Below are 13,602 nucleotides of genomic sequence, written 5' to 3' on the forward strand. Positions count from 1 at the left end.
TCAGCCGGGCTGCCGGTTACGTGGCCGCGGCCACCAACCGTGCGTACGGCCCGTCGGCCGCCAGCAGTTCCGAGTGCGAGCCCAGCTCCGTGATCCGACCGCCCTCGACCACGGCGACGCGGTCGGCCGCGGCGGCCGTGTGGAGGCGGTGGGCGATGGCGATCACCGTGCGGCCCTCCAGCACGGCGTTCAGCGAGCGCTCCAGCTCACGCGCGGAACCCGTGTCCAGCAACGAAGTCGCCTCGTCCAGGACCAGCGTGTGCGGATCAGCCAGCACGACCCGCGCCAGCGCCAGCTGCTGCGCCAACGCCGCCGGAACCGCGTACGCACCGGAACCCAGTCGCGTGTCCAAGCCCTCCGGCAGCGAAGCGAACCACTCCGCCGCACCCGCCGAAGTCAACGCGGCCAGGAGCTCCGCGTCCGTCCAGTCGCCGCCATCACGCCGAGCCGGCAGCGACAGGTTTTCCCGCAGCGAACCCGAGAACGTGTGGTGTTCCTGCGTCAGCAACAGCACCTCACCGCGCAGCAGATCCTCCGCCAGCGACGAAACCTCCGTGCCACCGACACGAATCGAGCCCGACGTCGGCGCCGAGATGCCCGCGAGCAGCCGCCCCAGCGTCGACTTGCCGGCACCCGAAGGCCCGACGATCGCCAAGCGCTCGCCCCGCGGTACCGACAGGTCGATCCCGTGCAGCACCTCGCGATCGGCCGTGTACCCGAAGTGGACGTCGCGCACCTCGAGGTCGCGCCCGGCCGGCACCGTGGTCACCTCGGCACGAGCCGGAGCCGGCTGCACACCCAGGATTCGGCGCGCCGCCGCCAGCGCCACCTGCAGGTCCTCCATCCAGAACAGCGCCTCGTTCAGCGGCGCCGTCATGGCCTGGGCGTAGGCCAGCATCGTCGTGATCGTGCCCAGCTGCGCCCAGCCCTGCGAGTACGCGAAGAAACCGAGGCCCAGCAATGCGGCGATCGGCAGCACGTAGCTGATCTCCAGCGACGGCAGCCACCGCAGCTGCAGCGCGCGCATGCGGCGTTCGCCGAGCACGGCCTCGTCCAGGGCGTCCCGGCCCAGCAGGATGCGGCGGTCGGTGAGGCTCAGCGCCTCGGTGGTCCGCGCGCCCTCGACGGTCTCGTGCGTGGCCGACTGCAGGTCGCCCCAGCGGTCGAGCATCCAGGCCATCAGCTTGGGGATCCGGCGCTGGTACCAGATGTTCACGGGCACCAGCAGCGGCAGCGCCACGAGCAGCGCCAGCGCCAGCAGCGGCGACGTTGCGATCATCGCGACGGTGGTCAGCAGCACCGTCACCACCGCGATCAGGATCTCCGGTGCCGCGAAGCGCACGGCGTGGTCGAGGCGGCTGATGTCACTCGTCGCGCGGCTGAGCAGGTCGCCGGTGCCGGCGGCCTCGACCGTGCCGAGCGGCAGGCTCAGCGAGTTGGCCACGAACCGCTCGCGCGTCTGCGCCAGCACGCGCTCGCCGAACATGCGGCCACGCAGGCGCGCCGCCTTCTTCGCCCAGGCCTGCAGCAGCAGCGCCACCACGAAACCCACGGCCAGCAGGTCGACGCGCACCGTGCTGTCGCCGTCGACGACGCCCTGCACGAGCAGGCCGAGCAGCTGCGGCCCGGTCAGCCCGATCAGCGTGGCCAGGCAGAACAGCCCGAGCATCACCGAGAACTCACGCCGGTGCTCGGCGGCCGTGCGTGCCGCCCAGCGCCGCACGTCGCGACCCGAGGCGAGGGGGAGCCGTTTCACACCGTCACCGCTTTCCCGCTCACGACCTCGTCCGCCACATGAGTCCACAGTGGACTCTGGCTGAACACCACGGTCGTCTTCCCGCGCCGCAGATCCGCGACGCGCTGGGTGATCCTGGCCTCCGTGTGCGCGTCGACGGCCGAGGTCGGCTCGTCGAGCAGCAGCACGTCAGCGTCCGTCGCGAGCGCCCGCGCCAGGCTCAGCCGCTGCCGCTGGCCGCCCGACACCTCGCGCCCGCGCTCGCCGATCAGCTCGTCGACACCGCGGGGCAGCGCCTCGATGATGTCGTCGGCGTCGGCCGCGTACAGGGCCGCCTCCACACTCACGTCACTCGGCAGCGCGGCGGTCAGCTGTTCGCGCAGCACCCCTGAGAACCACAGGTCCTGGTTGTGCGCGTACACGACCCGAGAACGCAGCTCGGCCAGCGCGACCTCGTCCACGGGCACGCCACCGGCCAGCACCGGCTCGGCCGCGTCCGTGAACCGCGCCAGGCGGTCCGCCAGCGCCTCCGCGTCGGCCCCGAGATCGACGACGGTGAGCTTGCCCGCCGCCAGGTGGATGCCGGTCTCGGTGTCCACCAGGTCCAGCGGCCCGGCGGGCAGCGGCACCGGCGCCGCCGGCTCGGCCAGCCGGGGCCGCAGCGACAGCAGAGCGCAGATCTTGCGCGCCGACACGAGACCGGAGCTGACCGCGCCCACGGCCTCCGTCGCCGTGTCCACCGGCACCACGAGAAACGCCGAGACCCCGTAGAACGCCACCAGCTCGCCCACGCCGATCGTGCCGTCCAGCGCGAGCCGCGCGCCCAGCCACGTGATCGCCACGGTGACCAGGCCCGGCAGCACGATCGCCGCCGCGGCCAGCCACGCCTCCGCGCGCCCGACCTCGACACCCGAGCGGCGCACCAGCTGGCTCGCGTCGTGGAACCGATTCAGGAACCGCCGCTCGCCCCCGACCCCGCGCAGGATCCGCAGGCCGGACACGATGTCGGCGCCCAGCGCGTTGACCTCGCTGAGGTTCTCGCGCTGCACGGTCTTGCGCTTCTGCAACGGCTTCAGCAGCGGCCCGATCCCGAGCACCGCCAGCGGCACGCCGACCAAGGCGACCACGCCCAGCAGCGGCGACGAGCCCAGCATCACGATGCCGATCACCACGAACGCGACGATCGAACCCACGGTCCGGCCGATCACCTCGTAGGTGTTGCCGATCCAGTTGATGTCCGACGACGTCACCGCCACGACGTTGCCGGTCGTCGTCGCCTCGCGCAGGGTCGCGCCCAGGCGCGTGGTGTGCGTGGTGACCAGGCGCTGCGTGGTGCCCGCGCCGTGGATCCACATGCCGTACGACGTGAAGTGCAGCCACGTGCCGAAGCCCGCCTGGAATACGCCCAGCCCGGCCGCCACCAGCGCCCAGCGCCAGATCGCGCCGGTGTCGTCCGCCGCGATCGCGTCGATGCCGCGGCCGATCACCAGCGGCAGCAGCGCGCTGGGCAGCGACCAGCAGGCGCCTGTGAACGCGGCCGTCACCACCAGCCACGGGCGCGAACGCAGCACCGCGAGCAGGTAGCGACCGGCCGTCGGCCGGGCGGGCAGCCGAGGCGAGGCGAAGGGATATGTGGCGGAGAGCACGATTGTCGACGGTAAGCCGGTTCACACACGCCGCGCGACTCATTTACCAATCCGACCGAAAGTAGGCGGGCACGCACCGGACGGTTACCAGGTTCGGCAACTGTCCCCGCCGTGACTGTGGTCGCGTTGGTAAACAGCGGCACAGTTCCCCCGGCGAACAAGTCCGGGCACCTGCGGGTGTGACGGGGCTGACACGTAGTCTTAGAGGTGTGGCGAACCCTGACACGGACCCTGGATCAAACACTGTGACCAGCAGCTCTGTCATCAATACTGACACCACCGCACGTGCCGCGGAGACCCCCGAGACCAAGCAGCCGTACGTCGAACTCGGCCTTGCCGAAGACGAGTACGCCCGGATCCGCGAGATCCTCGGCCGCCGGCCCACCGACGCCGAGCTCGCGATGTACTCCGTCATGTGGAGCGAGCACTGCTCGTACAAGTCCTCGAAGAAGCACCTGGGCTACTTCGGCGAGACGGCCACCGACGAGATGAAGTCGAAGATGCTCGCGGGCATCGGCGAGAACGCCGGCGTGGTCGACATCGGCGACGGCTGGGCGGTCACCTTCAAGGTCGAAAGCCACAACCACCCGTCCTATGTGGAGCCCTACCAGGGCGCGGCCACGGGCGTCGGCGGCATCGTCCGCGACATCATGGCCATGGGCGCGCGTCCGCTCGCGGTGGCCGACGCGCTGCGCTTCGGCCCGGCCGACGCCCCCGACACCAAGCGCGTGCTGCCCGGTGTGGTCGCCGGCGTCGGCGGCTACGGCAACTGCCTCGGCCTGCCGAACATCGGCGGCGAGCTGGTGTTCGACCCGTCCTACAGCGGCAACCCGCTGGTCAACGCCCTGTGCGTCGGCGCCATGCGCGTCGAGGACCTGCACCTCGCGTTCGCTTCGGGCACGGGCAACAAGATCATCCTGTTCGGCGCGCGCACCGGCCTCGACGGCATCGGCGGCGTGTCCGTGCTGGCGAGCGACACGTTCTCCGGCGACGAGACCGCGGCCGGCCGCCGCAAGCTGCCGAGCGTGCAGGTCGGCGACCCGTTCACCGAGAAGGTGCTCATCGAGTGCTGCCTCGACCTGTTCAAGGAGAAGCTCGTCGTCGGCATCCAGGACCTCGGCGGCGCCGGGCTGTCCTGCGCGACGTCGGAGCTGGCGGCCGCCGGTGACGGCGGCATGCACGTCTACCTCGACCGCGTGCCGCTGCGCGCCACCGGCATGACGCCGGCCGAGGTGCTCTCGAGCGAGTCGCAGGAGCGCATGTGCGCGGTCGTCTCGCCGGAGAACGTCGAGGCGTTCATGGCCGTGTGCGCCAAGTGGGACGTGATCGCCACCGACATCGGCGAGGTCACCGACGGCGACAACCTCGTGATCACGTGGCACGACGAGGTCGTGGTCGACGTCCCGGCCCACACGGTCGCGCACCAGGGCCCGGTTTACGACCGCCCGATCCAGCGCCCGGCGAGCCAGGACGCGCTGATCGCCGACACGTCGGCCTCGCTCAAGCGGCCGTCGACCCCCGAAGAGCTGCGGGCCGACCTGCTCAAGCTCATCTCCTCGCCGAACCAGGCGTCGAAGGAATGGGTCACGGCGCAGTACGACCGCTACGTGCGCGGCAACTCCGTGCTGGCCCAGCCGTCGGACTCCGGCATGATCCGGATCGACGAGTCGAGCGGCCGCGGCGTGTCGGTGTCCACCGACTGCAACGCGAAGTTCGTCTACCTCGACCCGTACCGCGGCGCGCAGCTCGCGCTGGCCGAGGCGTACCGCAACGTCGCCACGGGCGGCGCGACGCCGGTCGCGGTGTCCGACTGCCTCAACTTCGGCGCCCCGACCGACCCGGCCGTGATGTGGCAGTTCGAGCAGGCCGTGCACGGGCTGGCCGACGCGTGCGTCGAGCTGGGCATCCCGGTGACCGGCGGCAACGTGAGCTTCTTCAACCAGACCGGCGACACGGCGATCCTGCCGACGCCCGTGATCGCGGTGCTCGGCGTGATCGACGACGTCACCCGGCGCATCCCCACCGGCATCGGCGCGGAGGCCGGCGAGACGCTGCTGCTGCTCGGTGACACCCACGACGAGCTCGATGGCTCCGCCTGGGCCCGTGAGCTCCACGGCCACCTCGGCGGTGTGCCCCCGCGCGTGGATCTGGCTCGCGAGAAGCTCCTGGGCGAGATCCTCGTCGCCGGTTCGCGCGACGGCATGATCTCCGCCGCCCACGACCTCGCCGACGGTGGCCTCGCGCAGGCCCTCGTCGAGACCGTCCTCATCGGACAGTGCGGGGCGCGCGTGTTCCTCGACCGCGACCAGGACCCGTTCGTGCAGCTGTTCTCCGAGTCCTCGGGCCGCGTGCTCGTGGCGGTGCCGCGCACGGAGGAGCTGCGGTTCACGGAGATGTGCACCGCGCGCGGGCTTCCGTGGCGCAAGACCGGTGTCGTCGACCCGGACTCACGCGCGCTCGAGCTGCAGGGCATCACGGAGTTCTCGCTCGACGAGCTGCGTGAGACCTGGGAGAAGACGCTGCCGGCGTTGTTCGACTGAAGTTCCTGATCGCAGAGGGCCGCTTCCCGGACACCGGGGAGCGGCCCTTTTGCGTGCGCCCGATCGCGACGGTCAGCTCTCCGGCACGGTGAGGCGCGCGACGCCGTCGTCGAGGGGCGCGAGCAGCCAGCCGTCGGGGAGCTGATTGTCCTTTGTGGACGTAACTTTCGTATCGTAGAGCGAAAGGTGCTCGGGCACGCGCGCGAAGCGCAGGTCGGCGTGGCCGCCGAACGTCGCCCAGCGCAGGTCGAGTGAATCGTCGAACGAAGCGTCGGTGAAGAACGCGTCCTTGGTGAACACGGCCTCCTTGAACGCGGTGCGCCCGGCGAAGGTCGTCTCCGTGAAGTCGGCGTTCTCGGTGAACACCGTGCCGCTGAACCACGCGTAGTCCAGGAACTTCGCGCCGCGGCAGCGGAAGTTGCCGATCAAGCGGCCGTTGCCCGTGCCGGCGGCGGTGAAGTACGCGCGGTCCGTGATCAGGCAGCCGCTGAGGTTCGTGCTGCTGTGCAACGACGCGTAGCGCAGCAGCAGTCGGCCGATCTTGCGGCGGGACAGGTCGAGGTACTCCAGCACGGCGCCGGTGAGGTCGAGGTCGTAGCTCGGCGCGTCCACATCGGACGCCCATGGCAGCAGTTCGGCGACGAGCCGCTGCGCGGTCAGGCGGACCTGCAGCTCCCGCTCGACCTCAGGCCCCTCATTGACCTCAGGATCCTCATACCGCGCGTGCTTGAACGGCCGCCGCAGATAAGCGCACAGCACGTCGAGTACGGTCTGCGTGTACGTCGGCCGGCTGCGTGCCAGGCCCGCCAACGCGTGCAGCGCACCGACGCGCACCTGGTCGGCCTCGTGCCCGAGCAGCTCCACCGACTTGGCGAACCGCTCGTCCGACACGCGTTCACGGTCTTGTTCGGCGCGGCGCATCTCCAGGTCGTGGCGCTGCCGCTCGATCTCCTGGCGCGCCTCCTCGACACGGCGGCGCCGGTCGTTGAGCCACAGCGCGTAGAGCGCCACGACCGCGCCGCCGGCCAGCCCGGCGGTCTTCAGGGCATCACTGCGGCTGGTGGCGGGGTCGGTGAGCAGCCAGCCCCCGACCCCGCACAGCAGCAGCACGGACGCGACGAACGTCCAGAGCAGTGGGGACCGCACCGATCAGAAGGCGATGACGAAGAAGAACCCGATGCACCAGTTGCCGCCGACGCTCGTGGCGATCACCGAGCCGTTGGCGTCCTTTCCGGACAGGTCGCCTTCGAGGGTGGCCGTGACGGTGGCGGTGCCGTCGTAGCCCTCGACCTTGAGCGCCGGGGTGCCGGTGGTGGCCTCGTCGATGCTGTCCTTCGAGAAGGCCTCGCTGCCCTGGCACGTCATCGCGGTGGCGCCGGCGCCGTCCTTGGCGTTGATCTTCGCCACGAACGCGTCGATGGCTTGCTTGCCCTCGGCCGGCGAGCTGCCGCCACCGCCGGTGCCGGGGATGTCGGTCTCGTCGGTCGGCAGGCCCGGCTCCGACGGTTCGCCGGTGGGCAGCTGCGGCCGCGACGACTGCGCGGGCGGCGGCACCGGGTTCTGCGTCTGCGCCGTGGATTCCGAGTCCTTGCTCAGGAAGAAGCCGGGCGCGACGAAGCCGGTGATGCCCAGCGCCACCACGACCACCACGGCCACGGCGATGCCGATCCACAGCCCGGTCTTGTTGTTCTTCGGCGGCTGGGGGCCACCGCCGTACCCGCCGCCGTAGGGCTGGTTCGGGTCCCAGCCCTGCTGCGGGTACTGCTGGGTGCCGGGGTATTGCTGCTGGTAGGGCTGGCCGTACGGCTGCTGCCCGGGGTACTGCTGCTGGGTGTTCGGATCCCAGCCCTGTTGCTGGCCGCCCTGCTGCGCGTTCGGGTCCCATCCGGGCTGCTGGCCCGGCTGCTGTTGCGCGTTCGGATCCCACCCCGGCTGCTGGGGAACCCCGCCCGTGCCGGGCTGCTGCCAGCTCTGGCCGTAGGGGTCCGGCTGGCCGCCCTGCCCTGGCTGCGGTGGGTAGGTCATCTCCGGTTCCGCCCTTCCTGGTGCACCGTTTCGCGCCGTGGTCTGACGACCGGCGAGCGCCGGCGGTTCCTCCCCACGTGAGGTGCATTCTGCAAGGTCGGGAGCCACGGCACAAAAGACGTGACGAGAACGAAGCTCCCGGCCGCCCCCGCAGGTCGGGGCGGCCGGGAACCTCAGCGGTGAATCAGCTGTCGCTCACGAGTGGATCAGCCGTTGGCCAGGGCCTGGACCCGGTCGAGGGCACCGTTGAAGGTGTCCTGGTCGAGCGGGCTCGAGGTGTACTGCCAGACGGTGTAGTAGCCCCAGCCGTTCGGCAGCGTGCCGGCCGACGACGCGTACCGCGCGACCCAGAGCGGCACCGTGGACGAGAAGTTCTGCGACGTGCCCACGCACTGGTTCCACCAGCTCGCCGAGGTGTAGATGACGGGCCAGCGGCCGGTCTTGGCGTGGTAGGTGTCGTGGAAGTCGCGGATCCACGCGCCCATGGCGGCCTGGCTCAGGCCGTAACAGGTCGCGCCGTACGGGTTGTACTCCATGTCGAGCGCGCCCGGCAGGGTCTTGCCGTCCTTGGACCACCCGCCGCCGTGGGCGACGAAGTAGGTCGCCTGCGCCGCGCCACTGGAGGTGTTCGGGGTGGCGAAGTGGTACGCACCACGGATGAAGCCCTGGTTGTACGAACCGTTGTACTGCTGGGCGAAATACGGATTCGTGTAGCTCGTGCTCTCCGTCGCCTTGGTCCAGACGAACCGCTTGCCCTGGCTCCACCAGCTCGCCCAGTTGACGTTGCCCTGGTAGCTGGCGACGTCCATGCCCGGCACGGTGGCCAGGACCTGGTTCGGGAGGGCGGCCGCGGGCTGCGGCTGCTGCGCTGCGACTTTGGATGCCGGGGTTGAGGAATCGCCCTCCACCCGGCGGATTTGGGACCCCAGTTCGTGGTTGTGCGTCTGGATGTCGGCGTTTATCGCAGTGATCTCACTGGCCGATTGGTCCGGGTTGTAGGGAGCGGCCGTCGCCTGGGCCGTGGAGCCGAGCAGGAGCGCCACGGTGGGGATGGCCAGAACGGAGAGCAGGGTCGCCCGCCGTCCTCTTCGGGAAGTGGACATCGTTGAATCCCTTCACAGATACCCTCGCTGAGGGCGGCTATTGCAGGTAGCCGCCCGCTGGAGATTCTTGATGACGTCCCTCGATTTGTCATCAAGATCCGTGAAGTTAAAAGTTCGCGTGGGTGATTTTCATCGGTCGATGACTACTAATTCCCTGCGTCGTAACGAATGTTCACCCGATTGCCAGATTGCGGAGGCTTGTGAGGGGACCGTTGAGCCAGTTCTGGTCTCCCGGCAGCGAACCCGCGTCCGCGAACTGCCAGATCGCCTGGCTGTGCCAGCCGGCGGGCAGCTCGCCGATCTGTGTGTTGTAACGCGCGAGCCACAGTGGATTCGCGCCGAGCGCCGCGCTGTTGCCGGTGCAGCGTTTCCACCAGCTCGTGGACGTGTAGATCGTGGGCAGCCGCCCGGTGCGCGCGCGGTAGGTGTCCGAGAAGGACTTGACCCACGCGACCATGCCGGCAGGATCCTTGCCGTAACAGGTCTCGCCGTAGGGGTTGTACTCCATGTCGACCGCGCCCGGCAGCGTTTTGCCGTCTTTGGACCAACCGCCGCCGTGGGCGAGGAAGTAGTTGGCCTGCGTCGCGCCGTCGGACACGTCGGGGCGCGCGAAGTGGTACGAACCGCGAGTGATCCCGGCCTGGTATGAACCGTTGTACTGCTGGGCGAACTGCGGGTTGACGAACCCGGTGCCCTCGGTGGCCTTCACGTAGACGAACTTCGCGCCGGCCTTCGCGGCGGCGGTCCAGTCCACCGCGCCCTGGTGCCCGCTCACGTCGTGACCGAGAACCTGGTCGCTCGCGGTGTACTCGACGTTCGGCGCGCCGGCGACGCCCTCGTACTTCTCGATCTGCGAGCCGGCGTAGTGGTCGTCGGCGCCTTCGTAGCTCGGCGCGGCCGTGGCCGGGGTGCACAGAGCGAGCCCGGAAACGACCGCGGCGCTCCACACCGTGGCGCTCCAGCGCAGCAGCGGATTACGACGCTTCACCCTGGGCTCCCAACCGGACGCGTGTACTCCAACGAAGGCAAACGATGCCCGCAAGCCGCCGTTCCGGCGACTCGGTGATCACCCGATGGAGTGAGTGCCGCAGGTCGGGGCCGGGTCGGGATTCGTGAGGGTGACGGGTCGCGGGTACGAAAAAGCCCGCTGCCCACTCTTGAAACCGCAGAGTGGACAGCGGGCAGTTCCGAAAGACTCAGTCGAAACGACGTCAGTTGAAAAAGACCCGGTTGAAAAGCCGGTCAGCGCCGTTCTTCGGCCAGCGCCTTCAGCAGGTGCTCGGCCGGCACGACGGCGGTGATGAGATCGTGCGGGTTGATGGCCACGGGGTGCCCGGCGAGCAGGCCGACGATGTCGCGCCCCAGCACAGCGCGCGCGTGCGGCCACTCGCGCGGCACGAGCGACTTGGCGGTGTAGGCGGGCACCATCACGCGGCCGTCGGTGTTGTGGAAGCCGATGACCGTGCGCTGCACGGGGGACATGGCGTAGACGAACAGCGTCGAGTCGAGGATGACCTTCGGCAGGTCTTCGGCCGGGCGGTGCTCGGTGCGCACGAGCTGCAGCAGCCGTTCGAGCTCCGTGCCGGGCTCGGGGTAGCCGAGCGCCTTCGGCGAGGGCCGGTAGCGGTCGTTGGGGTGGAAGTCCTCGACGACGTCGCCCGAGGCGTTCACCGGGTACGCGCCCACGACGGCCCACGACGGAACGGGGCCGCCCGGGTCGAACGCCTCATCGATGACGTAGAGCCAGCTGTTGGGGTTGGCGCGCGCGTTGGCCCGCATCTCGGGGGTGATCTCGGGTTTGCCCTGCGGTCCGCGCCGGCCGTGCCGGCCCGCGGTGGCGGGCTTGCCCGCCGGTTTGCCGCGGCGCCCCGCGGGGGTGGTCGGGGAAACCATCCGATCTGCCTCGTCCCGCTGCGCCATCGCCGTCCCTCGGTGCCGGGTGCTGAATGTTCGTCCGACGTCACTCTACTGTTGGGCCATGGCCTCTTCGCGTTCGGTCGATCCCGCTGAGTTACGGGCGGCGGTGCTGGCCGTTTCGGGCTGGTTGCGAGGTGACGGGCCGGATCCGGCGCGGCCCGAGCTGGCCGCCGCGGTGCGGCTGAGCCTCAAGGCGCTCGCTGCCGACGCGCCCGGCCGGAGTGTCGAAGTGCGCGTGCCGCCGTTCGCCGCCGTGCAGTGCGTCGAAGGTCCCCGCCACACCCGGGGGACGCCACCGAACGTGATCGAAACCGACCCCCGCACGTGGCTCGAACTGGCGACGGGCCTTCTCGATTGGCCCAGTGCCGTCGACGCTGCGCGCGTGACGGCGTCGGGCTCGCGGGCCGACCTTTCACACTGGTTGCCCGTGGTCCGGCTCTGACCGCCTGGGGCCTTGACCGGTGAATACTCACCTGACTGTGTTGTTCGGCGCAGACTCTCCGTAGAATCGGGAGGACAAACCCGACGCGTGCCGAGCCGTGCTATACGGGTTGGCTCTGTACGTGTACTTTGGGTAGTCGGGCTGGAATCCCCCAGGTAAACGAGCGGCGTACGGAAGGTCCCGGTCATGAACGCGGTGAACGCGTCCGGTGGCGAGCAGAGTCTCGGCCCGACTGCGCGCCGGATGATCCTCGGCTCACAGCTGCGCAAGCTGCGTGAGGAAGCCGGGATCACGCGTCAGCAAGCGGGCTACAACATCCGTGGTTCCGAGTCCAAGATCTCCCGCCTCGAGCTCGGCCGCGTCGGCTTCAAGGAACGCGACGTCGCCGACCTGCTCACCATGTACGGCGTCGCCGAAGAGGAGGAGCGCCGCGCGTTCCTCGACATGGTCAAGCAGTCGAACGAGGCCGGCTGGTGGCGCAAGTTCGGTGAAACCGTCCCCGGGTGGTTCACCGACCTCGTCGGTCTCGAAGAGGCCGCGTCGCGCATCCAGATCTGGGAACCGCTGTTCGTCTCCGGCCTGTTGCAGATCGAGCCGTACGCCCGCGCGATCTTCAGCCACGGCCGCCCCGAGATGGCCGACGAGAAGGTCGACCAGCTCGTGGCCCTGCGCATGCGCCGCCAGAAGATGCTGGCCCGGCCCGACGCGCCCCGCGTGTGGGCGGTGCTCGACGAGTCGGTGCTCTACCGGCCGATCGGCGGGCCGAAGGTGTTCAAACAGCAGCTCGAGTACCTGCTCGAGGTCACCACGCTGCCCCACGTGTCGGTGCAGGTCCTGCCGTACTGCCGCAGCGGCCTTTCGGCCGAGCACGCCTTTGCGCTCCTGCGCTTCGCCGAATCGGAACTGCCGAACATCGCCTACGTCGAGTACCTCACGGGCGCCCACTACCTCGACAAGCGCGACGAGATCGAGAAGTACGGCCGCGCGCTCGACCTGCTGGCCGTCGACGCGGAGACGCCGGAGCGCAGCCGGGCCCGGCTGGCCAAGCGGCGCGCGGAGATCTGAGCCGCGCTGAGTTTACGGCCTGCCTGAGCCGCTGAGTGGCCCTCCGCTGCGTTGCGAGGGTGCCGGCGGCCCACCACTCTCCCGGGGCGTTGAGGTGCTTTCCGGGCCACGAGCCGGTGTTCACTGAAAAATCTCGTCGCTCACCCGCCGTCGCGGCTGTTCACCCGGTGAGATCGGCGGTTTGTCAGACTTTCGCTCAGCGCGACTTTCCCGGCGTCAACAGCGACGCAGCGTAAGTTTTCACCCCTTCGAGTGGTGATGTGATCGCCCGAGCGGGACTTTCTACTGAAGCGTGTCGTCACGCAGTGAGAAACTTGCAGAAACTTCTGCACGTGCATTTACCGCTGCATGAGCGCGTGCTAGCGTCCCAGTCACAGGTAGATGCACGTGCAGATTCCTGAGCTTTTCACCGTCCCGGAAGGTGGGGATCATGGCTGAGCGGTTCGAGAACGGCATTCCGGCCGACCGTCTGACCGGCGCCCAGTGGCGCAAGGCGAGCTACAGCGGCGCTGTGGGCAACTGTGTGGAGGTCGCTCCGCTGGCTTCCGGCGAGATCGCGATGCGCAACTCCCGCTTCCCGACCGGCCCGGCGCTCGTCTACACCCGCGCGGAGATGGCCGCCTTCCTCGCCGGCGCGAAGGACGGCGAATTCGACGATGTCCTCGGCTGACGCGATGGAGACCGTCGAGATCGGTCTCCAGGAGCTCATCGGTCGCGGGTACCAGTTCGTGCACCAGACGGACGCGAACGGCGAGTTCGAAGCCGTGGTCGGCGTCCGGGTCCACGACAACGTGGTGGACGTCGTCCGGCTCAACGCCGAGGACGACGCGATCGCCACGCGCGTGCCGGGCACGGAGGACAACGTCTTCGAGCCCGAGAGGTGGCTGTGGCGCCGCCGCGGTGAAGTCGCCGAGGTGCTGACCGAGGTCCTCGCGCTCCCCGATGAGGAAGCCGAGGAAGCCGAGGAAGCCAAGGCGCTCGCCCCCGCCAAGGGGTGCTGGGTGCCCGGGCGAGGCGGCACTTCGAAGTGGCTCGCGGCCCGCTGAAACACCCTTGATCTTCAGGCCCCGTGCGACGTGGACAGCCACGTCGTGCGGGGCCTGGTTCACGTTCGGGGCCGAGAACCAAG

12 protein-coding genes are annotated in these 13,602 nt (G+C 69.6%); 5 read left to right on the forward strand and 7 right to left on the reverse strand.

Going from position 1 to position 13,602, the window contains the following annotated elements; genetic code table 11:
* Nucleotides 1–16 precede the first annotated feature (16 nt).
* Together QRX50_RS09900 and QRX50_RS09905 are read right to left on the reverse strand one after the other, a co-directional pair.
* Nucleotides 17–1,756, reverse strand: coding sequence for an ABC transporter ATP-binding protein (locus tag QRX50_RS09900; protein ID WP_285971654.1), 1,740 nt, complete (start codon nucleotides 1,754–1,756; stop codon nucleotides 17–19).
* Nucleotides 1,753–3,381 (reverse strand): ABC transporter ATP-binding protein, encoded by a 1,629-nt coding sequence (locus tag QRX50_RS09905; RefSeq protein WP_285971655.1) that lies wholly within the window; start codon nucleotides 3,379–3,381, stop codon nucleotides 1,753–1,755. Before QRX50_RS09905 ends, QRX50_RS09900 begins: the two co-directional genes overlap by 4 nt.
* Nucleotides 3,382–3,626: 245 nt before the next feature.
* On the opposite strand from QRX50_RS09905, the gene purL reads away from it, so the two are divergent.
* Entirely contained in the window at nucleotides 3,627–5,921 is a 2,295-nt protein-coding gene (gene purL / locus QRX50_RS09910; RefSeq protein WP_285971656.1) for a phosphoribosylformylglycinamidine synthase subunit PurL, read from the forward strand.
* 72 nt (nucleotides 5,922–5,993) lie between these two features.
* Here the strand turns inward: purL and QRX50_RS09915 are convergent, their stop codons facing one another.
* The 5 genes from QRX50_RS09915 to QRX50_RS09935 all read right to left on the reverse strand — a co-directional run bounded on the left by QRX50_RS09915 (nucleotide 5,994) and on the right by QRX50_RS09935 (nucleotide 10,969).
* Nucleotides 5,994–7,067 (reverse strand): pentapeptide repeat-containing protein, encoded by a 1,074-nt coding sequence (locus tag QRX50_RS09915; protein ID WP_285971657.1) that lies wholly within the window; start codon nucleotides 7,065–7,067, stop codon nucleotides 5,994–5,996.
* A 3-nt stretch (nucleotides 7,068–7,070) separates the two neighbouring features.
* Complete coding sequence (locus QRX50_RS09920) at nucleotides 7,071–7,946, reverse strand: hypothetical protein (protein WP_285971658.1); 876 nt, start codon at nucleotides 7,944–7,946, stop codon at nucleotides 7,071–7,073.
* Between the two features lie 206 nt (nucleotides 7,947–8,152).
* Entirely contained in the window at nucleotides 8,153–9,049 is an 897-nt protein-coding gene (locus QRX50_RS09925; protein ID WP_285971659.1) for a lysozyme, read from the reverse strand.
* Nucleotides 9,050–9,221: 172 nt separating this feature from the next.
* The gene (locus QRX50_RS09930; RefSeq protein WP_285971660.1) at nucleotides 9,222–10,037 is read right to left on the reverse strand and encodes a lysozyme; all 816 of its coding nucleotides are present in this window, start codon (nucleotides 10,035–10,037) and stop codon (nucleotides 9,222–9,224) included.
* A gap of 254 nt (nucleotides 10,038–10,291) precedes the next feature.
* Nucleotides 10,292–10,969: a type VII secretion system-associated protein gene (locus QRX50_RS09935; RefSeq protein WP_285971661.1), complete on the reverse strand. Its 678-nt coding sequence runs from the start codon at nucleotides 10,967–10,969 to the stop codon at nucleotides 10,292–10,294.
* A gap of 58 nt (nucleotides 10,970–11,027) precedes the next feature.
* Between QRX50_RS09935 and QRX50_RS09940 the strand changes: the two genes are divergently transcribed.
* The 4 genes from QRX50_RS09940 (at nucleotide 11,028) to QRX50_RS09955 (ending at nucleotide 13,519) form a co-directional block, all read left to right on the forward strand.
* Nucleotides 11,028–11,408: a sterol carrier family protein gene (locus QRX50_RS09940; protein WP_285971662.1), complete on the forward strand. Its 381-nt coding sequence runs from the start codon at nucleotides 11,028–11,030 to the stop codon at nucleotides 11,406–11,408.
* A 186-nt stretch (nucleotides 11,409–11,594) separates the two neighbouring features.
* Nucleotides 11,595–12,473, forward strand: coding sequence for a helix-turn-helix domain-containing protein (locus tag QRX50_RS09945; protein WP_285971663.1), 879 nt, complete (start codon nucleotides 11,595–11,597; stop codon nucleotides 12,471–12,473).
* Nucleotides 12,474–12,903: 430 nt separating this feature from the next.
* Nucleotides 12,904–13,143: a DUF397 domain-containing protein gene (locus QRX50_RS09950; RefSeq protein ID WP_220245081.1), complete on the forward strand. Its 240-nt coding sequence runs from the start codon at nucleotides 12,904–12,906 to the stop codon at nucleotides 13,141–13,143.
* The gene (locus QRX50_RS09955; RefSeq protein ID WP_285971664.1) at nucleotides 13,130–13,519 is read left to right on the forward strand and encodes a hypothetical protein; all 390 of its coding nucleotides are present in this window, start codon (nucleotides 13,130–13,132) and stop codon (nucleotides 13,517–13,519) included. The genes QRX50_RS09950 and QRX50_RS09955 overlap by 14 nt, the downstream gene beginning before the upstream one ends.
* Nucleotides 13,520–13,602 lie beyond the last annotated feature (83 nt).

This window comes from Amycolatopsis sp. 2-15 (assembly GCF_030285625.1).
Lineage (GTDB): Bacteria > Actinomycetota > Actinomycetes > Mycobacteriales > Pseudonocardiaceae > Amycolatopsis > Amycolatopsis carbonis.

Coding starts and splice junctions, on each gene's coding strand:
- QRX50_RS09920 (WP_285971658.1), bottom strand. CDS start 7,946: ATGACCTACCCACCGCAGCCAGGGCAGGGCGGCCAGCCGGACCCCTAC.
- QRX50_RS09925 (WP_285971659.1), bottom strand. CDS start 9,049: ATGTCCACTTCCCGAAGAGGACGGCGGGCGACCCTGCTCTCCGTTCTG.
- QRX50_RS09950 (WP_220245081.1), top strand. CDS start 12,904: ATGGCTGAGCGGTTCGAGAACGGCATTCCGGCCGACCGTCTGACCGGC.
- QRX50_RS09945 (WP_285971663.1), top strand. CDS start 11,595: ATGAACGCGGTGAACGCGTCCGGTGGCGAGCAGAGTCTCGGCCCGACT.
- QRX50_RS09935 (WP_285971661.1), bottom strand. CDS start 10,969: ATGGCGCAGCGGGACGAGGCAGATCGGATGGTTTCCCCGACCACCCCC.
- QRX50_RS09955 (WP_285971664.1), top strand. CDS start 13,130: ATGTCCTCGGCTGACGCGATGGAGACCGTCGAGATCGGTCTCCAGGAG.
- QRX50_RS09940 (WP_285971662.1), top strand. CDS start 11,028: ATGGCCTCTTCGCGTTCGGTCGATCCCGCTGAGTTACGGGCGGCGGTG.